Annotated in this window: 28 protein-coding genes and 1 pseudogene; 23 read left to right on the top strand and 6 right to left on the bottom strand. The window is 46.0% G+C overall.

Translation table 11 applies throughout. The features are described from left to right. Window positions 1-58: 58 nt before the first annotated feature. Both GPLA_RS15275 and cyaY read right to left on the bottom strand, forming a co-directional pair. Window positions 59-730 carry an alpha/beta hydrolase gene (locus GPLA_RS15275; protein WP_007105845.1) on the bottom strand — a complete coding sequence of 224 codons (672 nt, stop codon included), beginning with the start codon at window positions 728-730 and terminating at the stop codon, window positions 59-61. A gap of 22 nt (window positions 731-752) precedes the next feature. Continuing rightward, window positions 753-1079, bottom strand: coding sequence for an iron donor protein CyaY (gene cyaY / locus GPLA_RS15270; protein ID WP_007105844.1), 327 nt, complete (start codon window positions 1077-1079; stop codon window positions 753-755). A 120-nt stretch (window positions 1080-1199) separates the two neighbouring features. Here cyaY and gmk point away from each other — a divergent pair, with 120 nt between their 5' ends. The 16 genes and pseudogenes from gmk (at window position 1200) to htpX (ending at window position 15769) form a co-directional block, all read left to right on the top strand. Further along, the gene (gmk, locus tag GPLA_RS15265; RefSeq protein WP_007105843.1) at window positions 1200-1847 is read left to right on the top strand and encodes a guanylate kinase; all 648 of its coding nucleotides are present in this window, start codon (window positions 1200-1202) and stop codon (window positions 1845-1847) included. 105 nt (window positions 1848-1952) lie between these two features. After that, entirely contained in the window at window positions 1953-2225 is a 273-nt protein-coding gene (rpoZ, locus tag GPLA_RS15260) for a DNA-directed RNA polymerase subunit omega (RefSeq protein ID WP_007105842.1), read from the top strand. A 116-nt stretch (window positions 2226-2341) separates the two neighbouring features. Continuing rightward, a complete protein-coding gene (gene spoT, locus GPLA_RS15255; protein ID WP_007105841.1) occupies window positions 2342-4471 on the top strand; it encodes a bifunctional GTP diphosphokinase/guanosine-3',5'-bis pyrophosphate 3'-pyrophosphohydrolase in 2130 nt (709 codons plus the stop codon). Window positions 4472-4492: 21 nt separating this feature from the next. Then, window positions 4493-4879: a RidA family protein gene (locus GPLA_RS15250; protein WP_007105840.1), complete on the top strand. Its 387-nt coding sequence runs from the start codon at window positions 4493-4495 to the stop codon at window positions 4877-4879. 164 nt (window positions 4880-5043) lie between these two features. Further along, window positions 5044-5793, top strand: a complete 750-nt coding sequence (gene trmH, locus GPLA_RS15245; RefSeq protein WP_051997689.1) for a tRNA (guanosine(18)-2'-O)-methyltransferase TrmH — start codon at window positions 5044-5046, stop codon at window positions 5791-5793. 105 nt (window positions 5794-5898) lie between these two features. Then, window positions 5899-6546, top strand: a complete 648-nt coding sequence (locus GPLA_RS15240) for a peroxiredoxin-like family protein (protein WP_007105838.1) — start codon at window positions 5899-5901, stop codon at window positions 6544-6546. Between the two features lie 241 nt (window positions 6547-6787). Then, window positions 6788-8873, top strand: a pseudogene (gene recG / locus GPLA_RS15235) (ATP-dependent DNA helicase RecG). After that, window positions 8860-9654: a class I SAM-dependent methyltransferase gene (locus GPLA_RS15230; RefSeq protein ID WP_007105836.1), complete on the top strand. Its 795-nt coding sequence runs from the start codon at window positions 8860-8862 to the stop codon at window positions 9652-9654. The pseudogene recG and the gene GPLA_RS15230 overlap by 14 nt, the downstream one beginning before the upstream one ends. Window positions 9655-9747: 93 nt before the next feature. Further along, the gene (locus GPLA_RS15225; protein WP_007105835.1) at window positions 9748-10146 is read left to right on the top strand and encodes a VOC family protein; all 399 of its coding nucleotides are present in this window, start codon (window positions 9748-9750) and stop codon (window positions 10144-10146) included. Window positions 10147-10182: 36 nt separating this feature from the next. Next, window positions 10183-10656: a peroxiredoxin gene (locus GPLA_RS15220; RefSeq protein ID WP_007105834.1), complete on the top strand. Its 474-nt coding sequence runs from the start codon at window positions 10183-10185 to the stop codon at window positions 10654-10656. Between the two features lie 162 nt (window positions 10657-10818). Beyond that, window positions 10819-11793, top strand: a complete 975-nt coding sequence (locus GPLA_RS15215) for an ABC transporter ATP-binding protein (RefSeq protein WP_007105833.1) — start codon at window positions 10819-10821, stop codon at window positions 11791-11793. Beyond that, entirely contained in the window at window positions 11790-12602 is an 813-nt protein-coding gene (locus GPLA_RS15210) for an ABC transporter permease (protein ID WP_007105832.1), read from the top strand. Before GPLA_RS15215 ends, GPLA_RS15210 begins: the two co-directional genes overlap by 4 nt. Window positions 12603-12649: 47 nt before the next feature. Then, a complete protein-coding gene (locus tag GPLA_RS15205) occupies window positions 12650-13816 on the top strand; it encodes a sensor histidine kinase (protein WP_007105831.1) in 1167 nt (388 codons plus the stop codon). After that, the gene (locus tag GPLA_RS15200; protein ID WP_007105830.1) at window positions 13809-14420 is read left to right on the top strand and encodes a response regulator transcription factor; all 612 of its coding nucleotides are present in this window, start codon (window positions 13809-13811) and stop codon (window positions 14418-14420) included. Before GPLA_RS15205 ends, GPLA_RS15200 begins: the two co-directional genes overlap by 8 nt. 123 nt (window positions 14421-14543) lie before the next feature. Further along, the gene (locus GPLA_RS15195) at window positions 14544-14759 is read left to right on the top strand and encodes a hypothetical protein (RefSeq protein WP_007105829.1); all 216 of its coding nucleotides are present in this window, start codon (window positions 14544-14546) and stop codon (window positions 14757-14759) included. 137 nt (window positions 14760-14896) lie between these two features. Next, the gene (gene htpX / locus GPLA_RS15190; protein WP_007105828.1) at window positions 14897-15769 is read left to right on the top strand and encodes a protease HtpX; all 873 of its coding nucleotides are present in this window, start codon (window positions 14897-14899) and stop codon (window positions 15767-15769) included. Here htpX and GPLA_RS15185 read toward each other — a convergent pair. Next, entirely contained in the window at window positions 15766-16446 is a 681-nt protein-coding gene (locus GPLA_RS15185; protein WP_007105827.1) for a cyclase family protein, read from the bottom strand. The two genes, htpX and GPLA_RS15185, sit on opposite strands and share 4 nt — an antisense overlap. 172 nt (window positions 16447-16618) lie before the next feature. On the opposite strand from GPLA_RS15185, the gene GPLA_RS15180 reads away from it, so the two are divergent. From GPLA_RS15180 to GPLA_RS15175, 3 genes are all read left to right on the top strand, one after another. Next, the gene (locus GPLA_RS15180) at window positions 16619-17800 is read left to right on the top strand and encodes a BaiN/RdsA family NAD(P)/FAD-dependent oxidoreductase (RefSeq protein ID WP_007105826.1); all 1182 of its coding nucleotides are present in this window, start codon (window positions 16619-16621) and stop codon (window positions 17798-17800) included. A gap of 263 nt (window positions 17801-18063) precedes the next feature. Continuing rightward, the gene (locus tag GPLA_RS24070) at window positions 18064-18507 is read left to right on the top strand and encodes a LamG domain-containing protein (protein WP_226993129.1); all 444 of its coding nucleotides are present in this window, start codon (window positions 18064-18066) and stop codon (window positions 18505-18507) included. Then, on the top strand, window positions 18453-19115 hold the full coding sequence (locus GPLA_RS15175) for a family 16 glycosylhydrolase (RefSeq protein ID WP_226993128.1): 663 nt from the start codon (window positions 18453-18455) through the stop codon (window positions 19113-19115). The genes GPLA_RS24070 and GPLA_RS15175 overlap by 55 nt, the downstream gene beginning before the upstream one ends. A gap of 16 nt (window positions 19116-19131) precedes the next feature. Here GPLA_RS15175 and GPLA_RS15170 read toward each other — a convergent pair whose 3' ends face one another. Continuing rightward, on the bottom strand, window positions 19132-20085 hold the full coding sequence (locus tag GPLA_RS15170) for a LysR family transcriptional regulator (RefSeq protein ID WP_007105825.1): 954 nt from the start codon (window positions 20083-20085) through the stop codon (window positions 19132-19134). Window positions 20086-20193: 108 nt separating this feature from the next. Here GPLA_RS15170 and GPLA_RS15165 point away from each other — a divergent pair, with 108 nt between their 5' ends. Continuing rightward, window positions 20194-20949, top strand: coding sequence for a glutathione S-transferase family protein (locus GPLA_RS15165; RefSeq protein WP_007105824.1), 756 nt, complete (start codon window positions 20194-20196; stop codon window positions 20947-20949). 108 nt (window positions 20950-21057) lie between these two features. On the opposite strand, the gene GPLA_RS15160 is transcribed toward GPLA_RS15165, so the two are convergent. After that, window positions 21058-22770 carry an alpha-amylase family glycosyl hydrolase gene (locus GPLA_RS15160; RefSeq protein WP_007105823.1) on the bottom strand — a complete coding sequence of 571 codons (1713 nt, stop codon included), beginning with the start codon at window positions 22768-22770 and terminating at the stop codon, window positions 21058-21060. A gap of 279 nt (window positions 22771-23049) precedes the next feature. On the opposite strand from GPLA_RS15160, the gene GPLA_RS15155 reads away from it, so the two are divergent. Together GPLA_RS15155 and GPLA_RS15150 are read left to right on the top strand one after the other, a co-directional pair. Then, a complete protein-coding gene (locus tag GPLA_RS15155; protein ID WP_007105822.1) occupies window positions 23050-23943 on the top strand; it encodes a type 2 periplasmic-binding domain-containing protein in 894 nt (297 codons plus the stop codon). A gap of 64 nt (window positions 23944-24007) precedes the next feature. Next, window positions 24008-24424: an acyl-CoA thioesterase gene (locus tag GPLA_RS15150; RefSeq protein ID WP_007105821.1), complete on the top strand. Its 417-nt coding sequence runs from the start codon at window positions 24008-24010 to the stop codon at window positions 24422-24424. Window positions 24425-24507: 83 nt separating this feature from the next. Here GPLA_RS15150 and GPLA_RS15145 read toward each other — a convergent pair whose 3' ends face one another. Further along, window positions 24508-25068 (bottom strand): porin, encoded by a 561-nt coding sequence (locus tag GPLA_RS15145; RefSeq protein WP_007105820.1) that lies wholly within the window; start codon window positions 25066-25068, stop codon window positions 24508-24510. A 292-nt stretch (window positions 25069-25360) separates the two neighbouring features. On the opposite strand from GPLA_RS15145, the gene GPLA_RS15140 reads away from it, so the two are divergent. After that, window positions 25361-25588 carry an EexN family lipoprotein gene (locus GPLA_RS15140; protein WP_007105819.1) on the top strand — a complete coding sequence of 76 codons (228 nt, stop codon included), beginning with the start codon at window positions 25361-25363 and terminating at the stop codon, window positions 25586-25588. Window positions 25589-25621: the final 33 nt, after the last annotated feature.

Raw genomic sequence — 25621 nt, 5'->3', positions numbered from 1 at the left:
TCACATTTTTATCCCAAAAGAGGCGAGCCTTTTGGGATAAGTTCGCTTTGCACTGACGTTAGCTGAAACGTGCCTGTAACCAAGCTGAAATGTGATTGATCTCTTCTAAGCAGACGCTGTGCTGCATAGGGTAATCTTGCCAAGTCACAGGATAGCCGTTTTCTTCAAGCACTTTAAAAGCTGCATTGCCCATAAACACAGGTACCACATTATCTTGCTGACCGTGAGCCACTAAAATGGGTGTCTCTTTATTCACATTGCTCGCTTCGCTTGTCAGGGTCTCTGGCTCGCACATATATGTGGATAACGCCATAATGCCGGCAATTTTTTTGTTAATGCGAGTACCTAAGTGCAGTGCAATTACTCCACCTTGAGAGAAACCCGCTAACACGATACGTTCAGCCGGGGTGCCATTAGCAATTTCAGTATCGATTAATTGTTCAACTTGCTTAGCTGACTCTTCAACACCGACACGATCTGCCCTGTGATTGAAATCCATGCTGGTAATGTCGTACCAGGCGCGCATTTCCATGTTGTTGTTCACTGTGATGGGACGCACCGGAGCATGGGGGAATACAAAGCGTACCGGTAATGACTCAGGCATTTTCAGTTCAGGTACTATGGGGGCAAAGCCATTACCTGAGTCACCTAAACCATGCAACCAAATCACTACCGCGCTGTGGGGTTGGCTCGGATTGACTTCTACAAACGATAAAATACTGTCACTCATGGGGTAAAAACTCTCTTAAAACTTAAACGGCCGGGCGGGGGAAAGAAACGGGCTCGCCCGCTTGCTTGGTGGCAGCGTCATTCATAAATTGCCAGAACTCAACACCTGTGCGTTCATCAATCCACAAACCATCCTGAAAATTAAAATGATGACCATTAAATTTGGTGGCGACCCATAACTGATGTAATGGCGGCTGCTTGTTGATGATGATCTTAGTGCCGTTGACAAAAATGAGGGTGAGGATACTGCTAGCAGATTCGTAATCGATGTCAGCTTTTACGTCGTCGAGCATTTCTTCTAAATTAATTAACAGGTCATCGACCATTTGATGATATTGGCTGTCGTTCATTGTCGCTTCACCTTGTGTGGGCAGTTGTGGTGCATTGGCACCATTGTATAAAGGAATATGCTAACATTGCATCGAAATCTCAACACCCACTTTATCCACTTACTTGACTGAAAATCTCATATGCCTCAATCACTCGGAAATTTATTTATACTTGCAGCGCCTTCTGGTGCAGGTAAATCTAGCTTAATCAAAGCGTTACTGCAAAACCACGACGCTACTGAAATTCATAACAATGCGATGCAGGTATCGGTTTCCCATACCACTCGTGCGCCACGTCCGGGGGAGGTTGATGGGGTGCATTATCATTTTGTCAGTCGTGAGGTGTTTCAAGAACTCATTACCCAAGAAGAATTTTTCGAATGGGCCGAGGTGTTTGGTAATTACTATGGCACGTCTAAGGTGGTTATTGAGCAAACATTACGTAAAGGGATTGACGTATTTTTAGATATAGATTGGCAGGGTGCTCGCCAAGTGAAAGCGCAGATCCCGGATACGGCCACGATTTTTGTTGCCCCACCATCTCGCGAAGAGTTATTGCGCCGATTGACCGAACGTGGTCAAGACGCCCCAGAGGTGATCCAAGATCGCATGAACAAAGCGGTGTCTGAAATATCTCACTATCACGAGTTTGATTATATCGTGGTAAATGACGATTTTGACGCGGCATTGGCTGAGCTTGATGCTATTGTTTCGAGCCGCCGTTTACGCAAGGAAAAACAAGTCATGCGTCATCAAAGCTTGTTTGAAAATTTATTAGCCTCGGATTAGGGTAATTATTGCGCACTTAGATCATGAAAGATCTTTTCTAATTTGAGGTTTGCAAGTACACTATGCGACCTTTTTTGAAAACATAGCTACCCGACGGAGATCAAAATGGCTCGCGTAACAGTTGAAGATGCCGTAAATAAAATTGGCAATCGGTTTGATTTGGTTTTAGTCGCAGCACGTCGTGCTCGTCAACTTGCAATTGAAGGCAAGGTTGCACATGTAACCGTAGGTACTGATAAACCTACCGTTGTAGCATTACGTGAAATCGAAGAAGGTTTTGTAAACGCTTCGACTCTTGATGCTGAAAACTTGCGTGATCAACATGCACAAGACCAAGCTCAATTTGAGTCTGCAGCAAACATTCTTCAAGAACAGTAAGTTCGAGAAAAAAAGCCTGATACCAACGGCCGTGCATCAAACAGATGTTTTAGCCGTTGGCTTAGCGCCCAATTCACCGTATCCTTAAACTTTCCACTGTTTGAGATGAGCAACACTTGTATCTTTTTGAGGGTTTAAAACAAAAGCTTGAGGCTTACCTGCCACCGGACAAGGTAGCGGAAACTCAGCGTGCGTTTGTCGTTGCCCGAGATGCCCATGATGGGCAAATGCGCTCCAGCGGCGATCCGTACATTACTCATCCTGTTGCGGTTGCGGGTATTCTCGCCGATATGCGTCTTGATCATGAGACTCTCATGGCGGCGTTGCTGCACGATGTCATTGAAGATACCGACCACAGCAAAGAAGATCTCAGCGCGCAATTTGGCGAAGCGGTTGGCGAGTTGGTTGAAGGTGTGAGTAAACTCGAAAAAATCCATTTCAGTAACAAACAAGAAGCCCAAGTCGAAAACTTTCGCAAGATGTTAATGGCGATGGTGCAAGATATTCGGGTGATTTTGATCAAACTGGCTGATCGTACCCACAACATGCGCACCTTAGGCTCACTTCGACCTGATAAGCGTCGCCGTATTGCCCGTGAAACCTTAGAAATCTATTCGCCTATTGCCCATCGTTTGGGTATTCATGATATTAAAAATGAATTGGAAGACTTAGGGTTTCAAGCCATGTATCCCATGCGTCACCGTGCCCTGAAAGCGGCAGTGAAGCAGGCTAGGGGGAATCGAAAAGAAATCATTGAGAACACCCGCAAAGAAGTGGAAGGTCGCTTAGCCGCCTTCGGGATCAACGCGCAAACCATTGGGCGTGAGAAACACCTTTACTCTATTTATCGTAAGATGAAAAACAAAGAGTTGATGTTTAACGAAGTCATGGACATCTACGCGTTTCGCGTGGTGGTCGACAGTGTTGATAACTGTTACCGCGCGCTTGGTGCTATGCACGGTTTGTATAAACCTATCGAAGGGCGCTTTAAAGATTACGTGGCGATCCCCCGTACGAATGGTTATCAGTCATTACACACGTCTTTGATTGGTCCCCACGGTATTCCGGTGGAAATACAAATTCGTACCGCCGAAATGGACAAAATGGCCGATATCGGCGTCGCTGCTCACTGGATGTACAAAGACGATTCGGAGTCGAGCAATACCACGGCTCAAGTGCGTGCTCGTAAGTGGATGCAGTCATTAATTGAGTTGCAGCAAAGCGCCAGTTCTTCATTCGAATTTATTGAAAACGTGAAAACCGATCTGTTCCCAGACGAAATATACGTGTTCACCCCAGACGGGCGCATTATTGAGTTGCCTCTTGGGGCGACTGCGGTAGATTTTGCTTATGCGGTACACACAGGGGTGGGTAATACGTGTGTCGGGGTGAAAGTCGAAAGACGCACCTATTCATTGAGCAAACCACTGGAAAATGGGCAAACCGTTGAAATCATTACCTCACCAAGAGCTAAGCCCAACGCCAGTTGGTTGAATTTTGTGGTCAGTGCCCGGGCGCGTTCGCATATTCGCCATTATCTGAAAAATCAGCGCTCAGAAGAAGCCTTTAGCATGGGTAATCGCTTATTGCGCCATGCCTTGGGTAAAACCAAATTAGATGAAATATCCCAAGCGGATATTGACCGTGTCGTTGAAGAAACCAAGCACGCTGATTTTGACGCTTTGCTTGTCGATATCGGGCTAGGCAATGAGTTGAGCGCCATCGTCGCTCGGCGATTACTCGGTGAAGCGGTTGAAATTCCAGACAACGGTCGCCGTGTCGCCATTCGTGGCACGGAAGGCTTGTTGGTATCGTATTCTCGTTGCTGTCACCCGATCCCAGGGGACGAAATTGTTGCGGTACTCAGTCCTGGTCGTGGCATGATGATCCACCAATCTGGATGTAGCAATATTCGTAAGCTAAGCAGAGAAGAGCCGCAACGTGTATTAGTGATGAAATGGGACGATAAACCCCAAGGCGAATTTAAAGCGGCACTGCGTATAGAATTAATTAACCACCAAGGGACGCTGGCCAACTTAACCAATAATGTTGCGTCGTGTGGCTCTAATATTGTCGGCCTACAAACCGAAGAAAAAGAAAGCGGTATCTATTACATCAATATCGAATTGACCACCACAGATCGTATTCAGCTCGCTGACGTCATGCGGAAAATCCGCATCATGCCCGAAGTACAACGGGTATCTCGACACAGTCAATCCAAGCCGAATAAATCTCCTAACGTATAAACTTTAAAAGGTAAGCATATTATGTCTAAGTCTGTTATTCATACTGACAAGGCTCCACAAGCTATTGGTACATACAGCCAAGCGATCAAGTCTGGCACTACGGTTTATTTGTCGGGCCAAATTCCACTTGTGGCTGAGACCATGGAAATGGTTTCTGAGGAATTTGCCGCACAAGCAGAGCAAGTATTTAAAAACGTGCAAGCTGTGTGTGAAGCGGCAGGTGGCTCCACTAACGATTTAGCCAAAGTGAATATCTTCTTAACGGATTTATCTAACTTTGCCACCGTCAACGAAATCATGAGCAAGTACTTCAAGCAACCTTACCCAGCGCGTGCCGCAATTGGGGTAAAAGAATTGCCTAGAGGCGCCCAAATTGAAATTGACGGCGTAATGGAATTGCCCGAATAACACAGGCTTTAATACAGATATAACACCATATAACCGGCGCCTGTTTGGCGCTGTGTTGCGCATCGGTGGCTTCAACCTAACCTGCGCTGACGAAAAGATGCTGATCATTTAGAAAGGTCACATCAAAAGAATAAGAATATAAAACTATGACTGCTTTAGCCTCCATGACTGCAGAGCGTTATCAGCGCATCCGTAAACTACTTGCTACCCGCCAGCCTTCCTTAACGATCTGTTTAGAGCAAGTAAACAAGCCACACAATGTGTCGGCGCTTATTCGCAGTTGTGATGCGGTAGGTATCAACCGAATACATGCGGTGTGGGATAACAAAGCCAGGTTACGCAAAAAAACATCCATGGGCGCCGAAAACTGGGTGTACACAGATATGCATCCCAGCATAGGTGACGCTGTCAGTCATTTAAAGCAGCAAGGTATGCAAGTATTGGTAACGCATCTATCGGATGATGCGGTAGATTTTCGTGAGATAGATTACACCAAACCAACCGCCATTATTTTGGGGCAAGAAAAGACTGGCGCCACCGAAGAAGCGATAGCCTTGGCTGACAAAAATATCGTCATACCTATGGTTGGAATGGTGCAGTCATTAAACGTATCAGTTGCCGCTGCAGTAGTGTTATACGAGGCCCAGCGTCAACGGGAATTAGTGGGTATGTATAAAACCATTAACTTGAGCGAACAGGAGTGCCAACGGGTTTTGTTTGAAGGGGGCTTTCCTATTCTGTCCCGAATCTGTAAAAACAAAGGTATTGACTACCCCCATATCGATGAAAATGGTCACATAGTCGCTGACGCGAGCTGGTGGCAAAAAATGCAAATGACCGCTAAAGGCATGCGTAAATTAGAACAAGAAACGGCCCGGGATAACGAGCAGACGTATACCAATAAACGTCCTTAGCCTAGTCTGTTAGAATAAAATGCATTCATCGCCGTTGGGCTGTATTTTATGCCCGCTAATCGATACGGCTTTGTGTTCATATCGCTAACTGACTAAGGAAATCACATGCGTAACCAGATTAAAATCACCTTTGGCAGCGCTTTGCTGTTGCTCAGCTCACTTTTTTCAATTGCTAGCTTTGCCCTTGATCGCACGATTATAGCCGATGCTGCTAATAACGTGACGCCGCTTTTAGTGGGCCAAACTGCGCCTAATAGCAAACTGCAAACCGCAGATGGCGCACCGGTAAGTTTACAAGCGCTGATCATGCAAAAGCCCAGTGTATTGATTTTTTATCGTGGAGGATGGTGCCCATATTGCAATCGACAACTTGCTGGTTTACAAGACATCGAAAACGCTCTCGATGCACTCGGATACCAAATTCTAGCGATATCACCGGAAACGCCCGCTCAATTACAAGCGCAAAAATTGCAAAGCAAATTTAGCGCGCAGCTGTTGTCTGACAGTAAACTCAACGCTATACGTGGCTTTGGTATTGGCTATTATGTGGCAGATGAGACGACAGCCAAGTACAAAAGCAAAAAGAACATCGACCTAAACGCGTCTGATACGTCTGACAAAGCGGTACTACCGGCCCCGGCGGTATTCATTTTAGACGAACAAGGCAGGATCAAATTCAGCTATGTGAACCCCGATTTTAAGCAACGCTTAGCCCCTGAGTTATTATATCAAGCTGCCAAATATTCCTTGTAACCTTGTTTGCTGCTGTTATCTAGTAAGAGGCTAACTAATCGATGTTAAGTTCTTGCTCCACTTGGGTAAATCGTGAAGTATAATATGCAGCGCGACGTTATATAGACAGAAGGTGTGTGGCCATTTCTTTTTCACAATTATATTTTTTTGCACCAGTGCTGACGCGCCTCACCAAGATATTAGGGGCCAGCATACATAGCGCGAGTGCCCAATACGATGACATTCGATGTGCGGATATTCTATGCTCGGACTAGCTCAAATGCCGGTTACTCAGCTAAAAGGTGTGGGTAGTAAAGTCGCAGAAAAAATTACAAAAGCTTGCTTTGCATCATGTGCAAGACTTGCTGTTCCATTTGCCTCACCGCTATGAAGATCGCACCCGAATTTATCCTATCGCTGATTTAATGCCGCACTTACATACCAGTGTTGAGGGCGACGTGATGTCCTGCGATGTGCAATTTGGCCGTAAGCGTATGCTTATTGTCCGTATCAGCGATGGTACCGGCTCGATCACGTTGCGTTTTTTTCATTTCTCGGCGGCGCAAAAAAATGGCTTGGAAGAGGGCACCCGCATTCGTTGCTTTGGCGAGGTGCGAGCAGGCAAGTTTGGCCTTGAGATCATGCACCCTGAGTACAAAATCATTAACACTGACTCGCCAACCGACTTGGCCGAGTCACTCACACCTGTTTATCCGTCAACCGAAGGGGTGAAGCAAATTACCTTGCGTAATTTGACTGAGCAAGCCCTTGGGTTACTGGATAAAGGTGGTTTGGCCGAACTACTGCCCGATGGTATGTATCAACATCAGGTGGGCTTAATTGACGCTCTGCACCTAGTCCACAGACCGCCACCTGATGTCACCCTGACCTTACTGGAAGAGGGCAAACACCCAGCGCAACAACGTTTAGCGCTAGAAGAGTTACTGGCGCACCATTTAAGCGTACTTAAGGTTCGTCAGCAAAGTCAGCAAAGTCAGCAACAAAAAGGCTTTGCCATTACCCCAAGTGATCCTCTTTTAAAGCAGCTATTGGACAGCCTGCCGTTTGAGTTAACTGGGGCCCAAAAGCGGGTTATCCAGGATATTCAGCAAGACATGCAACGGCCTACGCCCATGATGCGCTTGGTACAAGGGGATGTTGGCTCGGGTAAAACGTTAGTGGCGGCGATGGCGGCATTGTCGGCCATCAGTGCTGGTTACCAAGTCGTGATGATGGCTCCTACTGAGCTATTGGCCGAGCAACACATGACTAATTTTCAAGCTTGGTTTGCTCCGCTTGGGATAGAGGTAGGTTGGTTAGCAGGTAAGCTAAAAGGCAAAGCGCGCAATGAGACGCTTGAAAATCTAGCCAGCGGACACCTGCAGCTATTAGTTGGTACCCATGCGGTGTTTCAAGAAGCGGTACAGTATCAATCACTCGCATTGGTTATTGTGGATGAACAACACAGATTTGGTGTGCACCAGCGCTTAGCGCTGCGTGAAAAAGGCGTACAACAAGGCGCATTTCCCCATCAGTTGATCATGACTGCGACGCCTATCCCTCGTACACTTGCCATGACTGCTTATGCGGATCTCGATACATCTGTCATCGACGAGTTACCGCCTGGACGAAAGCCTATCACCACTGTGGTATTACCGGAAACTCGCCGTATCGATGTGGTAGAACGGGTGCGTTTGGCCACTGTTGAGCATGGTCGGCAGACGTATTGGGTATGCACTCTGATTGAAGAGTCAGAAGTATTACAGTCTCAAGCCGCTGAAGAAACGGCCATTGCCTTAGCGTCAGCCTTACCAGAGCTGAAAGTTGGTTTAGTGCATGGCCGCTTAAAAGCCGATGAAAAACAACGCCTCATGCAGCAATTTAAAGAAGGCGAAATGGATTTACTCGTGGCGACCACCGTTATTGAGGTGGGCGTTGATGTACCCAATGCCAGTTTGATGATCATAGAAAATCCCGAGCGCTTAGGTTTGGCCCAGTTGCACCAACTTCGTGGCCGAGTAGGGCGGGGCTTAGTGGAAAGCCACTGTGTATTGATGTATCAAAGCCCTTTATCGAAAATTGCCGCTAAACGCTTAGCGGTGTTGCGCGAGTCCCAAGATGGTTTCTATATTGCCCAGCAAGATCTAGAAATTCGCGGCCCAGGTGAATTACTCGGTACCAAACAAACCGGTTTGGCCGATTTGCGTATCGCGGATTTGGTGCGTGACGCCGAACTTATTCCCCAAGTACAAACCTTGTCTCAACAATTATGGCAGCAATATCCAGCGAACGCCCAGGCCATCATTAATCGTTGGTTGGGTCATAAAGAGCACTATGGTCATGCTTGATAACCCCCTCGGTAGAGGTTTACCCGTGGTGACCGTGCCCGCAGGCGCCAGTGCCGCGTTAATCGATAAAGCGCAAAATACGGCTTGTCACTGGCAACTCAGGTTTGAGAAAAATGTGAGCCATGGCTTGGTGTTAATGCAAAGTGAGGCACACTTGGCGCTTAAGCAATTAAATGAACCAAAAGTCGGTGAAGTACGGGTGGATTTCGCCTCAGACGCCTTAACGTTTAGGCGTTTACATGGCGGAGGAAAAAAAGAAGCCGTAGCAAAAGCCGTTGGGCTAAAAGGGCAAACTGCTTGGCGGGTGCTTGATGCCACTGCCGGTCTGGGGCGTGACGCCTTCATATTGGCAAGCCTTGGCTGCACAGTGGATATGATTGAACGTTCACCTGTGGTGGCCGCGTTACTAGCGGATGGTTTATCCCGCGCTCAGTACAGCGAAGAGCTCGCCTCATGGTTACCTAAACGCATGCATTTACATCATGGCATCGCTATCGATTTAATGGCTAACTGGCCAGATACGGCGCCCGATGTGGTTTATCTCGACCCTATGTTCCCTCACCGTAAAAAAAGTGCTGCGGTGAAAAAAGAAATGCGTTTGTTCCAACAATTGCTCGGCCCAGATGAAGATGCCGACGCCTTATTAGCCCCGGCATTGGCCTTGGCTAAAAAGCGTGTGGTGGTAAAACGCCCGGCCGGCGCGCCTTTTTTGGCAGAGCGCAAACCCCATATCGAAATGCAAGGCAAGGCGAACCGTTTTGACGTGTATTTAATTAATTAACGTTGCCTGATCCGAAAGGTTAGCACAGTGCATGTTGACGCGAGTCTGCCGGCCGCGTTAGCGTAAAGCACAAACAAGTTGAAAAGGAGCCCCATGCAACAAAGTGTATGCAACGTCAGTTTATTGGTGAATGATTATGATAAAGGCATTGAATTTTATACTCAGTCATTAGGCTTTTCCCTACTTGATGATATTAAGAATGGCCCTGATAGTCGTTGGGTACGGGTTGCGCCGAACAACGCAGTGGGCCAGTCGGGTGCGGCCTTGGTGCTGATGAAAGCGCAAGAACAGCAAAGTCAGTGGGTTGGCAATCAAACCGGAGGGAGTGTTGCGTTTTTCTTGCAAACCGATGATTTCCAGCGCGATTACCACGCCATGCAGCAAAAAGGCGTAACATTCTTAGAGCAACCAAGAGATGAGCCCTATGCCACAGTCGTTATCTTTCAAGACTGCTTTGGCAACAAGTGGGACTTACTGCAACCTAAGTTTTAATTAGATCTTATTTACGAATATTAACAAGGACATACCATGATTAAAGTCGGCGATACCTTACCTGAAATTACCTTTAGCTTGCGCGAAAACGGCGAAGGCACTAACCCTACTACCGCAGATCTGTTTACCAATAAAAAAGTGGTGTTGTTTGCCGTGCCCGGTGCGTTTACCCCTACTTGTTCAAACGCCCATTTACCTGGCTATATCACACTGGCAGACAAACTAGCCGATAAAGGCGTCGACAATATCATCTGCCTGTCGGTGAATGATGCATTCGTGATGGAAGCTTGGGGAAAGTCGCAAAATGCTGAACATGTGACTATGTTGGCCGACGGCGGTGGCGAGTTTAGTCAAGCTATCGGCTTAGCAAAAGACACAGGTACTTTCGGTGGGCTACGCTCTGGCCGGTATTCTATGCTGGTCGAAAATAGCATCGTAAAAGCGCTGCATATCGAAGCCCCAGGTAAGTTTGAAGTCAGTGATGCCCAGACTATGTTGGCGAGTCTTTAAACGCTTTATTTGCCACTGCTCGCACTTATTTGAGATCTAGCCACCTTCATGGCAGCTAGAATATGACAATTGTCATCAGGTATTGATGACAATTGTCTGTGATGTAACACCTTCCTCTTGTTCATAATCTTCCTAGGCTCACAAACGAAGAAAGGTATGAACATGCTAGATTCCTCCACCGCGGTATCCGGTCACTTAACTTGGCAACAGGGCAAGGTGATTGCTAGTCTGCAAGGCGTAGGCAAAAGCTTTAACGGTAAAGCAGCCCTCAATTGTATCAACTTAGATATTCACTGCTCCCAAGTGTTAGCGATTCTTGGCGCTAACGGCGCGGGGAAAACAACCTTAATCAATATTTTGCTTGGACGACTCAAGGCTGATGCGGGCGAAGTCAGTGTGTTCGGCTGCCCGCCAGGATCATTGGCGGCAAGGCGTCAGTCGGGGGCTTTATTGCAAGTGGCGTCGCTACCCGAAACCCTAAAAATAAAAGAGCATATTCAACTTTTTCAAAGCTACTACCCTAATCCGCTGGCATATCAAAAAGTCATCGAATACGCGGGATTACAAAGTATGGAGCACCGCTACTCTAAGAAGCTGTCTGGTGGTGAAAAGCAGCGACTACTGTTTGCCTTGAGCATTTGTGGTAACCCTAAGTTGCTATTTTTAGACGAGCCAAGTGTGGGCATGGACGTAGATGCCCGAAAAGGGCTTTGGCAAGCCATTCTTGACCTTAAAGCCGCGGGCACCGCAATTGTGTTAACCAGCCATTATTTAGAAGAAGCCGACAGCCTAGCAGATGAGATTGTATTGCTTAAGCAGGGGGACATTATTCAACGCGGCAGCACAAGTGAGATAAAAGCACGTGCCTCTCACTCGACGATCCGCTTCAGTGTCAGTGATCCCTGGGGTGAGCCCAATAGCAAGACCATGATTGCATACAAAAAGATCCCAGCGGTTGAGCATGTTCGGGTGAGTGGCAAGTTTACTGAGTTAGCCAGCCGTAATGTGAATCAAACCCTGACTGCACTGCTGAGACAGCAACCTGATATTCAAGACTTAACGGTTTCAAGTGCGGGTCTAGAAGATGCGTATACACAGTTAAACGACAACAATATGGATCAAGGAAAGTACGCATGAGCAATTCAAACATTATTTCTACGTCACCGAATGCCAATATAGATGTTGAGGCACTGCAATTGACCACGCAGCAAACGGCTAAGCTTTTCTATCTTGAAACTAAATTTGAATGGCTAAAGAGTATTCGTAATCCAGCGTTTGCATTACCGGCAACTTTGTTTCCTGCGATTTTCTATTTGTTTTTTGGCGTACTGATGAACCAACACGATCCGCAAGCCGCTACGTTTTTATTGTGTACCTATGGCACGTTTGGCGTGATAGGGCCTGCGCTATTTTCATTTGGTGCAGGGCTCGCTGTTGAACGCGGTCAAGGTTGGTTAGATATAAAAGAGACCTCTCCCATGCCCGCGTCCGCACAAATTGTGAGTCGCCTGTTTGTCTCTATGGGGTTCTCTGTCATTGTGTTGCTTACCTTAGGGGTTGTTGCGTTTGGTCTGGCTGGAGTGAGCTTATCATTGCTGCAAATATTGATGTTATCAGGCATTCTTATTATCGGCGGGTTACCGTTTTGTCTACTTGGCCTAACCCTAGGTTTATTCCTTAAAGCAGAAAGCGCCCCAGCTGTGGTTAACGTGATTTATTTACCGTTATCGTTTCTTTCCGGCTTATGGATACCCATCACTATGTTGCCGGATTACTTACAGTCATTTGCTCAATTTTTGCCACCTTATCATTTGTCGCAATTAGCCCTAAAGGTTGTCGGGCAAGACGCGGGTGGGTCGCTTATACAGCATCTGTTGATACTCGTGTTATTCTCAGCGTTGTTTTTCGCTTCGGCCATGTTAGCGTTTAACAAAAAAAGCGTCTAACCAGAATAGAAAAAGCACATAAACGCGCATACAAGGAAAGGGAATACGTGATCAAAGTACTGCGAAAACTGGATAATTGCTTGTTGCCTAGAAACTTAAGCGAACCTCTGACACCTTATTTACTGTTGATCTATTTGCCATTTTTCTTTGTGCCAGTGGCCTTTACGTATCAAAATCCAGTGGAATTGTTATGGGCGGCATTGGCGACTTTAGCATTTTTGGCTGTGTATTTTCATTGTTACTGGGCACCGAACAATCAGCTTATCCATCATATCATTGCCATCTTAGTGATAGGCAGCTTGGCTGCTTTACTCACCCCTACGGCTAATACATTTTTCATTTATGCCGGGGCAATGTGCAGTCGTTTAAAATCAGTTAAGTTTGCGGTGGCGACTGTCTTTGGCATATTACTGTGGATGTGTGCAGTAAGCTTTGTATTCAAATTAGGGATTTATTTTTATGTCCCAGGCTTGGCTTTTACTGTCATTGTCGGGCTGATGAATACCTATCAATATGCGCTACAGCAAAACAAGCAAGCATTGGTCTTATCGCGCAAAGAAACCCAGCGCCTAGCTAAGGTTGCCGAACGCGAGCGCATCGCCCGAGACTTACATGATTTAATCGGCCATACATTTTCGGTTATCACCCTAAAAGCAGACTTGGCTGGGCGACTGTTAGACAAAGATTTAGCCAAAGCTAGGGTGGAAATAAAGCAGTTGGAAGATATCGCCCGAGATGCTCTGAGCCAAGTGCGAGAAGTGGTATCCGGTTATCGTACCAGTGATTTACTCAGTGAGTTGGCTAACGCTAAAAATGTATTCGCTGGGGTCGATATTGATTTTGATCACCAGTTTGACAACCTAGACGAGCAATTCATTGAATTGGATCCTGTGGCGAACAAAGAGTTAGCCATAGTGCTGCGCGAATTGGTGACCAACATTCTTCGTCACGCTAAAGCAAGCAAAGTCACCGCTAGGATAAAAAAACAAAACGAGCAGATTGTGCTCAGTGTTTATGATGATGGTCAAGGCTATGAGCAAGGCGCACGTAGCGGATTTGGCATTCAAGGCATTGAAGAGCGTGTAGGGCAGCTTAACGGCACTTTACAAGTCAAAAGCGGTGGTGATTTCAATGGCACATTGAGTGAAGTAACCTTACCCATGCAAAAACACAGTAAAGCGCACACGCCTGAACGAGAGGTAACGCATGATTAACATCCTATTGGCAGAAGACCAAACCATGCTACGCAATGCCTTGGCGACCATTCTTGATTTAGAAGACAACTTACAGGTTGTGCATAGCTGCGCCACTGGCAAACTGGCCTTTGATTACATGCAATACCAGCACGGACAACAAGTGGATATTGTACTTAGCGATATTGAAATGCCAGATATGACGGGGTTAGAGCTAGCCCAGCACCTTTTTGAGGCTAAAATGTCATGCAAAACCATCATTTTGACCACCTTTGCCAGAAGTGGCTATTTGCGCCGGGCAATGGACTCAGGGGTGAAAGGCTACCTGCTTAAAGACTCCCCCTCTCACGAGCTGATTGCTGCTATTCAAAAAGTCCATCAAGGGGGCAGTGCCATTGCACCCGAGTTAATGGTTGAATCGTGGATGGAAAAAGATCCGTTGTCGGACAAAGAGCGCCGGGCCTTGCGCTTGGCCAAAGACGGCCTGTCTACCGAAGACATTGCCAGTAAACTGTTTTTGTCGCCAGGCACGGTGCGTAACTATTTATCTTCGGCATGCAGTAAGTTAGATGCCAAAAACCGCATCGAAGCGGCACGAATAGCCCACCAAAATGGCTGGTTATAGACTGGGTCTCTTAATGCTCTTTTTTACGAGAACAGATACAAGCGTTACAAATCATTAACGCTTGTTGATTCTTTGAAGAGCGAGCTGTTAGGTTATAAGTGAATCGTTAATGGAGAGTCATACATGAGTGCAAATCAAACCGAACAAAATAAGCACGGGATCGCCCACTTCGCCGCCCTGAAAACGGCCATCGCCAATGGTGAAGAGCAAACCGTCAAAGATCTATTGCCAAAAGGGTCGATGAACGAGCTAGAGAAAGGCTATTTGCTTGATTTAGCTAAGTTGAATAACAACAGTACTATTATTGCGTTGCTGCAAAATGTGCCTGGGAAAGACTAGTTTGCCTGATATGTTTGATAAAAGTGAACCTGTTTTGGGCTGTGTTTACGCGTTGACGTGAGGGATATTTTCAGAGGACTATTGCGCTGCGTTGATATCGACCTCATATTAACCACATCTAATTTGGAGTGCTGGGTATGTTTCGAATATTAATGTTTTTAGCGACTAACATTGCCGTGATGGCATTGATTAGTTTGGTCTTTAGTCTGTTCGGCTTTCAGGGGTTGCTGGCGCAAAACGGCGTTGATTTAGACCTGCAAGCCTTACTTGTTTACTCCGCTGTGATAGGTTTTAGTGGGTCTATTATTTCGCTTTTGCTTTCTAAATTCATGGCGAAGCGCAGTATGAAGGTACATGTGATTGAGCGTCCTGAGAACGACACCGAAAGTTGGTTGTTACGTACCGTGGAGCGTCAAGCTGAGCAAGCGAAAATTGGCATGCCGGAAGTGGGTATTTTTGTGCATGGGAGCCCCAATGCATTTGCCACAGGTTGGAATAAAAACAATGCGTTAGTAGCCGTGAGCACGGGTTTAATTGAAAACATGACGCAAAGTGAAGTTGAAGCTGTTCTGGCCCATGAAATTAGCCATGTGGCCAATGGCGACATGGTAACCATGACACTTATTCAAGGGGTACTGAATACCTTCGTGGTATTTTTATCTCGGGTAATTGGTCACGTAGTTGACCGCGTGGTATTCAAAGTAGAGCGTGGTCATGGGCCAGCGTTTTGGATCGTATCCATTATTAGCCAAGTGATTTTAGGTATTTTTGCATCGATGATAGTGATGTGGTTCTCGCGGTATCGTGAATTTAAAGCCGATGCAGGTGGGGCAAGCTTAGCAGGTCGTAACAATATGATAGCGGCACTTAAGCGCTTAAAGCAAAACCAAGATGCCCCGCCCATGCCGGAAGAAATGGCTGCATTTGCCATCAGCGCGGGCAAAGTTCAAAAGCTGTTTTCGAGCCACCCACCCTTAGAGAAACGCATTGAGGCATTGCAAAAGGGCTAATCTGTTTTTATTTGTACAAACGCCCTGACAGGAAATGTGCCCACACCATTGATTTTAGGCGGAACTGCATAGAATCGGCCGCCGGTGCTGGGGACTTTTTCTAGGTTGGTTAGGTGCTCGCAAATTAGAACATTATTACCCAGCAACAGACTATGTACAGGACGCTCTGCGCCTCGGGTATCATCGATGTTGTGTGAATCTATTCCTACTAGTCTTACGCCTTTATCAAGCAGCAGTTGGGCTGCTTGCGCGGTCAAAAAAGCATGATTTTCAAAGTATTGTTCACTATTCCAGTGTTTACTCCAGTTGGTGTTGATAAGCACGGCCTTGCCAGATACCTCCAGATCTTTGAAAAAGTGCACACCCACTTCGATGCTATCTTTCGCATCTATGACTAAGACAGGTAAGTCGGCTAATAATGCTAAAGACACTTGAGCAAGATCGTCACCATCGGCGGCGAAATGAAAAGGCGTATCTATGTAAGTGCCCGTATTGCTCACCATCTCGATTTTACCGATTTGTACCTGATAGTTTTCACCGTAAATCTTCTTGGACTCTTCTCGGCTCAGGTAATCGCACATAATAGGTGCTGGTAGGCCTTTGTAGGTGATCAAGCCGTCATATATACGGTGACTCAAATCAATAAACTTACTGTTATGGTGGGGCTTGTTAGGCATAGCAGCTTCTTAGGTGATAAACAGACGAAGCCAGCACACTAGCACTGATAGCAAATTGAATACATGTGCAGACCACTCGAACTTTAATGGATGTCGGTATTATTTGGGTTTTTGAGTTTAAATTCCTTATAATCGGCGCCGACTCACATGGCGCAAATAAACAGGCAGTAAATTGAATAAAGTTGACGTAGTAGTATTAGGTGCAGGGGCCGCAGGTTTGTTTTGTGCCGCCCATGCGGGTAAACGCGGGCGCAGTGTTGCCGTGCTTGACCACGCCAAGCGTATCGGTGGCAAGATTTTAATGTCAGGCGGCGGGCGCTGTAACTTCACTAATATGTATGCGTCTCACGAAAACTTTCTATGTGATAACAAGCACTTCTGCAAATCGGCTCTAAGCCGTTATACCCAATGGGACTTCATCGGATTGGTCGCCGAGTACGGTATTGCTTATCATGAAAAGACCCTAGGTCAGCTATTTTGCGACGACAGCGCCAAAGACATACTCAATATGCTGTTAAGTGAGTGTGAAAAAGCCGCAGCAACCGTCACCAATCAATGCGAAGTGCTTAACGTAGAAAAAACACCTTCCGGGTTTACCTTGCAAACGAGCAAAGGCGAGTACCAGTGTGCGTCATTGGTAGTGGCGACTGGCGGTTTATCTATACCTAAACTCGGTGCTAGCCCCTTTGGCTATAAATTAGCTGAACAATTTGGCTTGCCAGTCAAACCCACTCGCGCAGGTTTAGTGCCTTTTACATTGCACGAGCAAGACAAAAGCGTATTGGCTGGGTTAAGTGGTATCTCACTTGATGCTAGCGCCAGTTGTAACGACACCAGCTTCAATGAAAATATTTTGTTCACCCACCGCGGTTTAAGCGGCCCAGCGGTGCTGCAAATCTCTTCGTTCTGGGAGCCAGGTCAAGGGGTTGAGTTCGATTTATATCCCAACGGTGATTTACACGAGCAACTGCAGAAAGCGCAGCAGCATCAACCCGATGTTTTGCTCAGCAATGCGCTATCAGCATTTTATCCCAAGCGCTACGTACAAACTGTGTTGCCTTACCTAGGGATTGAGAACAAGCCGTTGAAACAATATCAAGGCAAGAGTCTAAACGAGGTTGCACAGGCGTTTCATCAGTGGCAATTGAAACCCAATGGTACCGAAGGCTACCGCACCGCCGAAGTCACCCTAGGCGGGGTCGACACAGATGCGCTGTCTTCTAAAACCATGATGGCAAAAGACGTCGAGGGATTATATTTTATCGGCGAAGTGATGGACGTCACTGGCTGGTTGGGCGGCTACAATTTCCAGTGGGCCTGGTCGAGTGGATACGTAGCAGGGCAAGTAGTGTGATTTATAACAAAACATATAAAAACCAAGCTCCTACTCAGGGATCTTAATATACCGAAGTGTTAAAAGCACAGGATAGGCCTCGTCATATTCGGCCGAGGGACAAAATCAAGTGAGCTGTCATAGGGGCATCTTCTCTGAAACTGTCTTCATGTTTAACCCTAAGTAACAAAAAAATAACATTTAGATTGATAAATTAAACATCATATGTTTAATTATGTGCAATGTTTGTTGTTGCAATTAATTTTTGATGGGAGAAGGTTATTATGGGTACATATTCCACTGGGTGGTTTCGATCCTTTATGGGCGTGGGTGCTATGGCTGCAGGTCTGTTTTTTAGCGCTACATCAGGGGCTGCATCAGACCAGGTTATGCCTCTTTCTGATCCAAGCAATGCTGGCGGCTGGGTATTAAACACGGACGTCAGTGACGAATTCGAAGGCAGCAGCCTAGATGAGGATCGTTGGTATGTGGTGGGTAAATTTGAAAATGGCAAGCCGGTTTATAAAGATCCCGATCATCCTGAGCGTGAAGTGTGGATTGGCCGTGCACCATCACAGTTTTCTGGTCGTAATTATCGCTTGGAAGACGGCAAGTTGATGCTTGAAACTCGCTGGGAGCCCGATTTTCCTTTTAGTGAGCAAGCGAGTGATCCATGGGGGCTGATCAAGTTATCAGTAAATATGAAAATATCACTACGGCAGCGTTAATTAATCGCAAAATTTTCAAATATGGCTACATGGAAATTCGCGCGAAGGCTGCCGATGCGGAAGTCTCTAGTGCTTTTTGGATGACGCGCCATGAAACTGAGAACGGCCAACGAAATGACAGTGAGCTTGAACTGGATATGTTTGAGCACTTCGGTAGTCATCGTATTAAAGGCCAAGCCCACAGAGATCGTGACTTGTGGTGGTCGCTGCACGATTGGAATCCCAACCTAGGTCAAGAAAACGGTAAAAACGTGACCTACACCGAAACCAAGGATCTTGGTTTTAGAGTGGCTGACGATTTCCATACTTATGGGTTCGAATGGACTCACAGCGGTATACGGTACTTCATTGATGGTGAGCTTTTTAGTCAAGCATCAAAAGAGACGATTGAGCAATGGGCTAAAAAACGCGGCTTTAAAAAAGGTTACGTGATCGATAAGGCCATGCACTTGTGGCTAGACCAAGAGACGTTTCCTTGGCGGGGTTACCCTGAGTCAAAAGCTGATCTTGAAGCTAATAGCCCTCAAGGTGAAAAAGACGATGGGGTGGTTGATTTTGCCATTGAGTACGTGCGTGTATGGCAAAAACCAGGCATGGATAACGAGTAATTGGAGTGAAAGCCCCTTATGGGGCAATCCCCAACGCGTAAGATAATTCGGGGTTTTTCAGGAGTAACCTTTGTTCCCAGGGCGGTATATCACCGTATTTGCGCTTGAGAAAGTTTAAGAAAATCCGAGCTTTCATTGGTACAAACGCTGACTTTCGGTAAAAGGCGCACAGTTTGGCTCCCTCCATGCGGTAATCGGTCAGCACAGGAACAAGCTCGCCGGACATAATTTCCTGCTCGATAAAGAAGATTGGCATCATGGCTAAACACTGCCCTTTCATCACTGCTGAACGCAGAAGGATGATGGTGTTCGATGAATAGGTAGGGGTAAAAGGGACTGAAACGACCTCTTTTGTATTTTCGAAATGCATGGTGAAATCTGGATGAATATAGCGGTTGTGGGCCAGAGCATGTTTGCTTAAGTCTTCGGGTTTTGTTGGTATTCCCTGTTTTTCTAAATAGGCGGGTGAGCCGACTATAAGGCGCTTTAAAGGCGCAATTTCAACTTTTTGCAGAATTTCGCTGTGGGCAACGTCAGTTTGAATACTTAAATCAAAGCCTTCTTGCACCGGATCGCAATAGCGGTCGTGCTGGCTAAAATCAATCAGCAAATCAGGGTGTTGTTGGCGAAATTCGCATAGGTCATCCGCTAAATAGAGCTGAGTAAAGGAGGAAACACAGCTCACCCGCAAGGTACCGCTTAGGCTCCACTCAAGGGTACTTACGTCTGCTTTTGCTTGTTCCAACTCCCCAAGAACATGAATGCTGCGCTGATAGAAGACAGTGCCGCCTTCGGTAATGGAAAGACGCCTGGTGGATCGTTGAAATAACTGCAACTCAAGGTGTTGTTCAAGTTGATTAATACGTTTTGTGACGGCTGACTTAGCGACATTCATTTGCCGAGCGGCTTCGGTAAAGCTGCCGACTTCCGCTACTTTTACAAACGCCCGTATGCATTCTAGTTCATTCATTTATTGTTTCCAAAATGTGAACAAATAGTAGTTATTTTTGAATATTATCATTCTATTGGAGTTTAATTATAGTAAGCCTCTTTTATTTACTTGCTGTGAGGTACTGCCATGGGGATTGTTACACCAACCAACAAAGAGGTGCTCGGGTTCAAGGGCTTACATTTGTATCATTCGGGTGTGTCAAACTGTGCAATGCGTGTGCGCATGACGCTGGAAGAGAAAAAACTAGCCTGGACTAGCCATCACTTAGATATCACCAAAAAAGAGCACATTACAGCGGAATATTTTGGGATTAATCCCAATGGGGTCGTACCGACTTTGGTGCACGACGGCGTGGTGATCATCGAATCCGATGACATTATTGACTATATTGACCAAACCTTCCCCGAGTCGGCCCTTAGACCGGAATCCTCAGAAGACTTAGATGAAATGTACTGGTGGATGAAATCCGCTGGTGCGATCCATGTAAAGGCAGTGAAAACCTACATCTATTACCATAAGATGCAGGGAAAAATGAAACAGTCGGACCAACAGCGACAGGCCTATGAGAAGCTGCAAACGAATAAAGAGCTAGTGGAATTTCATAACGCGAGCAGTAAAGGTTTCTCAGTGGCAGACGCTAAAGAAGCGGAGCAAACCTTGGACCACTTTTTTGAAAAAGCGAATACCAGATTAACTCACCAAGATTGGTTGGTTGGCGAGCAATTTACGCTGGCAGACATTACGTGGGTGCCGTTGCATTTCACGTTGTCGGGTGTAGGTTACAATTTTGCACAGTTTCCCGCAGTACAAGCATGGGCAAATAAACTGCATGCAAGAGAGAGTTTTGCAAAAGCTATCTTGCAGTGGTGTCCAATATTTTAAAATAGTTCTTATGATTAACCACAACATACGCAATGTGTGCTGCAAATATAGAGTGGTTAATCATCCTATTTATCCCGCTGTTTTGGGCAAATATACCGTGACCGTCAGTTAATCGTTTTCACTTTGTACACCCAGTAACACCACGCTAAAAGGCGTATTGAGGATCACTTTGTTATCATGTACTTCGACTCGGGTATTTGAGTAATAATCTGTTATTTCACTGCCATCCGGGAACAAGCCGTTAAGGTGCAGGGTTTTCTCACCCTTGGGCATAGCAATTCCAACTAACACCTTGTCGGCTTGGTGTGTGCCTTGTTCAGCCAAAGTCCGCTGAAATACATAGGGTTTGTCACTCAACTTTTTATGTATGCCCGCACCAACAGCTAAATGTGCTTGGCGAAATTGCCCGAGTTTTTGCCAATGTTGTAATAATCGTTGGGTTTCAGGCTGAGCTAGATCTTGCCAGTTCATGAATGAGCGCCATGTGGCATCTCCGATGGCGTCTGGGTAGCTGAGGTTACGGGCTAGTTCATCGCCGTAATAAATTTGTACTGCCCCTGGGGCGAGCATTAGCTTAAGAGCGGTTTGATAAGGGGTTGTGTGCTGGGGATCATAAGGCTCAGGATCGTCGTGGGAAACCACATAGTTAAGTACCCCAACACCGCTTAATGGGCCTTGGTTTAGCTCATGGGAATACGTACTGAATATTTGCTCCATTGGCTGGTTAGCATGGGTAGCAAACCCCATATTGATTAAGCTATCAAAACCATAATCATAGAAATCCACTTGCTTATCACCGTAGTCGTATAAGCGTGTACCCTTTGGGGTGTTTTTAAAGCCGTTCACACCAAAATGCATGACCTCCCCGATCATGAAAAAGGGTTTGTCATCAAGCGCTCGCTCAGGGTGCGCAGTTCTCCATTGGTTAAGGGCTGTGGTCGCTTCAATCTTCAAGGTTTGCCACACTTGGGCTTCCACATGTTTAGCGGTATCGACTCGAAAGCCATCAATGCCGTATTCCCGTACCCAGTCGGTGAGCCACTTGATGATGTAATTCTTCGGTGCCCTTGGCAGTTGGGTGCGGGCGAAAAAGGCATTAAGTTCTGTTTGTTCTTTTTCAAGCCGCCCTTCTGTGCGCCATTTTTCGATTAAAAAAGCGGGCAGGTCAACTGGGTCGTCAGACTCAGTACGTATATCAGTCAGGCTGTCGGCAAGGGCGCAGGTTACGTTGCCTGCATAACTGGTCCAACTACAGGTAGGTTGAGTTCTGATCCATTCATTTGGCCAGGCCACATCGCTGAGTGTTTTAGGTCCGGTGTGATTAATGATCACATCGGCCAATACTCTCATACCATGTTGATGGGCAGTGGCGATCATTTCGGCCATCTCAGCTTCAGTGCCGAAGTTAGGATCAACGGAAGTCCAATCTTTTGGCCAATAACCGTGAAATGGATAACTACGTCCCCAATCTTCGTCCCAATAACCATGAATTTGTTCATTTACTGGGGTTATCCACAACACGCTAACGCCCAGGTCGTGAAAGTAGCCGGATTTTATCTTTTGGGTAACGCCCTTTAAATCACCGCCCATAAAATTTCTAAGCGTGGCGCCATCTTGCTGACGGTTGAAGTTGTTATCGTTGTGCTTATCACCATTGGCAAAACGGTCGGTCAGCATGAAATAAACCACGGCATTTTTCCAAAACGGATCCACCGATGGGCTAGGTGAAGACGGTTTTACAAGTGCGCTGGCAGGGAACGCCCAAAGTACGCTTAAACATATAATAATCTGATAAAAAGGTGCTCGATATAAATGGGACATTCGGTGATCCTTTTGTTCGATGTAGGCTTATATTAACATGCTGGTCGGGTGCTTTAGCTGACGCTCATTATTGGTGAAGCCGCAGCAATAGGCTAGGCCATGCATACGTATTCAGGGGGAGGAACCACCCTAAGTGAGATGGCTTATTTTTCAGTAGCGTTATTCGTGTGAACTGTTAAATTGATTAAGTCAATTAAAAAAGGTAAATTCGATACCCAAGTGAGCGGGTACGTACGGGGTATAAATGTACCAAGCTATAGGCTAATGAGGAGGCCTAATTTGAATACCTATTCAAGGCACGTCAGTGTATTTCTAGTGGTTGCACTATTGTCGCTATTTACGCGGGTTGGCCAAGGCGCGACAGAAGATCAAGCTGGAGCCGAAACGGTCATCCTTTACCCAAAACCCCTTTCAATAAAAGATAGTCGCCCTATTTATCCAGTACGCTTATTGCAACTGGCGATCAGCAAACTGAATAAAACCTACCGACTCAAACAAAGCAATGCACTGATGACGCAAAGTCGCGCCCTGCGTATGGTGGGTAAAGAAAATGCTGCCGACGTGGTGTGGACAATGACAACGCAAGAGCGTGAAGACAATTTTATTCCCATACGAATACCGATTTATAAAGGACTGATAGGATGGCGATTGTTTTTGATCCATGCCAGTGACCAAGGCAAATTCGACCAAATAAACAATCTGCAGGATTTACAAAAACTAACCGCGGGGCAAGGCCATGATTGGCCAGACACCTACATATTGAACAATAGTGACATTGATGTGATGTCATCGTCTAAATATGAGCGGCTGTTTGATATGCTAAATAAAGAACGCTTCGATTTTTTCCCTCGTTCGCTGATTGAAATCTGGGATGAATTGGAAGCACGACCTGAATTTAATTTAACGGTGGAAAAGAACATTTTGTTGCGCTACCCAGCCGCCATTTATTTCTTTGTGAATGGGGATGATAAAACGCTTGCTGCGGATATAGAGCGAGGTTTATTGGCTGCTATCGACGATGGCTCGTTCGAAGCGTTATTTATGAAATATAACGAGTGGCTTATTCGTAAAGGAAGCTTAGGTGAGCGCAGGATCATCGATTTGCCAAATCCAATTTTACCGCTGCAAACACCGTTACAAAATCCTGCACTTTGGTATCAAATCACAGGCTAAATTGATGCTACAATCTCGCTACAGCCCTCATTATCCCGCTTACAACTAGCATAAAGGTAGCGAAATGCACAAAGAAAAAGCCCTAGGTAAATTGACCACACGAACCCTAGCCATGCCAGCTGATACAAATGCAGCCGGCGATATTTTTGGCGGCTGGGTATTGTCTCAAATGGATATTGCCGCAGGTATTTGTGCTGGCCAGCGTGTCCAAGGTCGAGTAGTCACTGTGTCTGTGGATGGCATGAGTTTTATTCGCCCAGTGAGAGTAGGGGACATTTTAGGCCTTTATACGAGCGTTGTGCAGTTGGGGCGTACCTCTATGGTGATAAATGTCGAAGCTTGGGTTCGACGAGACCGAATTGGTTTGCGTGAAAAAGTAACTCAAGGACGTTTTAAATTTGTCGCCATAGACGAACACGGCGTACCCATGCCACTGCCGTCCGAAGATGACTTGCCGGATTACGTGTTAGAAAATTTTTAGGGTACTGCCTAGCATAAAACACATACAGTAAACACAAGACGAGGCAACATCTATTTGTTCCCTCGTCTTAGATTTTGCAAGGGTTAGAACGAATAACGCGCAGAGACACCCATGATGTCGTTATCGTCAGACGTGCGATATGACACACTCACTGCGGCGGCTGGAGTGAAATAATAACTAGCAGCCAAATTCAGGTAAGTATCATCATCATCGTCCAAATCGATATATGACACGCCGCCATCCAACTCAATATTCGGTGTGACGCGGGAACGAATACCCGCGGTTAAGCCATAGCCATTTTCGTCATATGACTCAAGCTCAGCTTCTTCATAACTAACTACGCCATACACATCGGTATTGCTAGAAGCGGCCATACGATAACCAATACCTAGGCTAAGCTGATTAAAGTCAACGTCACGGTTCGCGATTTCATCAGACGTGTCGGTATATGAGCCATTCACAAAGACATTTTTGCCAACCAACGCGGAACCGGATACTTTAATGCCATCGGGCTCATAATCACTGTTGTCGACATCAATTTTGGCGTAACCCCCTTCAACATAATTGAAATCAGGAGAAGCAGCGTAAACGGAAGGCACGGAGATAACTGTTGCTGCGAATAAAGCAATTTTTGAAGCTTTCATTGAGATTCCTTAATATAAAATTGAGATGAGTGAGCAACAAAAGCAATAGAAGATAGTTGATGTAACCATGCTCCTAATACGCACAAGTTACTTTTGTTCTCCCCTGAGAGATGATGATAAGCAGCTGATTTTCAATAGAAAAAATTGTATTTTTAGGGATATTTTTTTAGTATCTAAAAATGATAAATTGTTAATAGATATGTAAATCTCGCCTTTTCAACGAGTTGAAGGGGCAAACTTGGCGTTCAACCCAAGCGTTAAGGGTTTTTTGATGGGTATTTAAGGAAGAAAAATGAAAAAAATTATAGGTATATTGCCATTGGTGTTTGCATTGACTGCTTGTGGTACCCCTTCGGTGGAAGACTTGATCGATGATCCTGAGTTGTTAACTGACGTGCTAGCTGAGTGTACGGCTAAGTTGATGAAGGGTGAAGACAGTAAAACGCAAGAATGTAAAAATGCCGCCGAAGCGCAAAAGCAAATTTTAAATAATGTCATGAAAGGGTTATTGGGCAACTAATTAGGGTTGTTCTATCACTTAGAACCGCAAAAA

The organism is Paraglaciecola polaris LMG 21857 (assembly GCF_000315055.1).
GTDB classification, from domain to species: Bacteria; Pseudomonadota; Gammaproteobacteria; order Enterobacterales; family Alteromonadaceae; genus Paraglaciecola; species Paraglaciecola polaris.
Note: the sequence above shows the minus strand (reverse complement) of the source record. Positions and strands in the feature narration are given on the sequence as shown.

Coding starts and splice junctions, on each gene's coding strand:
- htpX (WP_007105828.1), top strand. CDS start 14,897: ATGTTTCGAATATTAATGTTTTTAGCGACTAACATTGCCGTGATGGCA.
- GPLA_RS15230 (WP_007105836.1), top strand. CDS start 8,860: ATGGTCATGCTTGATAACCCCCTCGGTAGAGGTTTACCCGTGGTGACC.
- GPLA_RS15160 (WP_007105823.1), bottom strand. CDS start 22,770: ATGTCCCATTTATATCGAGCACCTTTTTATCAGATTATTATATGTTTA.
- gmk (WP_007105843.1), top strand. CDS start 1,200: ATGCCTCAATCACTCGGAAATTTATTTATACTTGCAGCGCCTTCTGGT.
- GPLA_RS15165 (WP_007105824.1), top strand. CDS start 20,194: ATGGGGATTGTTACACCAACCAACAAAGAGGTGCTCGGGTTCAAGGGC.
- GPLA_RS24070 (WP_226993129.1), top strand. CDS start 18,064: ATGGGTACATATTCCACTGGGTGGTTTCGATCCTTTATGGGCGTGGGT.
- GPLA_RS15145 (WP_007105820.1), bottom strand. CDS start 25,068: ATGAAAGCTTCAAAAATTGCTTTATTCGCAGCAACAGTTATCTCCGTG.
- cyaY (WP_007105844.1), bottom strand. CDS start 1,079: ATGAACGACAGCCAATATCATCAAATGGTCGATGACCTGTTAATTAAT.
- GPLA_RS15225 (WP_007105835.1), top strand. CDS start 9,748: ATGCAACAAAGTGTATGCAACGTCAGTTTATTGGTGAATGATTATGAT.
- GPLA_RS15140 (WP_007105819.1), top strand. CDS start 25,361: ATGAAAAAAATTATAGGTATATTGCCATTGGTGTTTGCATTGACTGCT.
- GPLA_RS15250 (WP_007105840.1), top strand. CDS start 4,493: ATGTCTAAGTCTGTTATTCATACTGACAAGGCTCCACAAGCTATTGGT.
- GPLA_RS15220 (WP_007105834.1), top strand. CDS start 10,183: ATGATTAAAGTCGGCGATACCTTACCTGAAATTACCTTTAGCTTGCGC.
- GPLA_RS15170 (WP_007105825.1), bottom strand. CDS start 20,085: ATGAATGAACTAGAATGCATACGGGCGTTTGTAAAAGTAGCGGAAGTC.
- GPLA_RS15240 (WP_007105838.1), top strand. CDS start 5,899: ATGCGTAACCAGATTAAAATCACCTTTGGCAGCGCTTTGCTGTTGCTC.
- GPLA_RS15175 (WP_226993128.1), top strand. CDS start 18,453: ATGGGGGCTGATCAAGTTATCAGTAAATATGAAAATATCACTACGGCA.
- GPLA_RS15215 (WP_007105833.1), top strand. CDS start 10,819: ATGCTAGATTCCTCCACCGCGGTATCCGGTCACTTAACTTGGCAACAG.
- trmH (WP_051997689.1), top strand. CDS start 5,044: ATGACTGCAGAGCGTTATCAGCGCATCCGTAAACTACTTGCTACCCGC.
- GPLA_RS15210 (WP_007105832.1), top strand. CDS start 11,790: ATGAGCAATTCAAACATTATTTCTACGTCACCGAATGCCAATATAGAT.
- GPLA_RS15200 (WP_007105830.1), top strand. CDS start 13,809: ATGATTAACATCCTATTGGCAGAAGACCAAACCATGCTACGCAATGCC.
- GPLA_RS15195 (WP_007105829.1), top strand. CDS start 14,544: ATGAGTGCAAATCAAACCGAACAAAATAAGCACGGGATCGCCCACTTC.
- rpoZ (WP_007105842.1), top strand. CDS start 1,953: ATGGCTCGCGTAACAGTTGAAGATGCCGTAAATAAAATTGGCAATCGG.
- GPLA_RS15150 (WP_007105821.1), top strand. CDS start 24,008: ATGCACAAAGAAAAAGCCCTAGGTAAATTGACCACACGAACCCTAGCC.
- GPLA_RS15275 (WP_007105845.1), bottom strand. CDS start 730: ATGAGTGACAGTATTTTATCGTTTGTAGAAGTCAATCCGAGCCAACCC.
- GPLA_RS15185 (WP_007105827.1), bottom strand. CDS start 16,446: ATGCCTAACAAGCCCCACCATAACAGTAAGTTTATTGATTTGAGTCAC.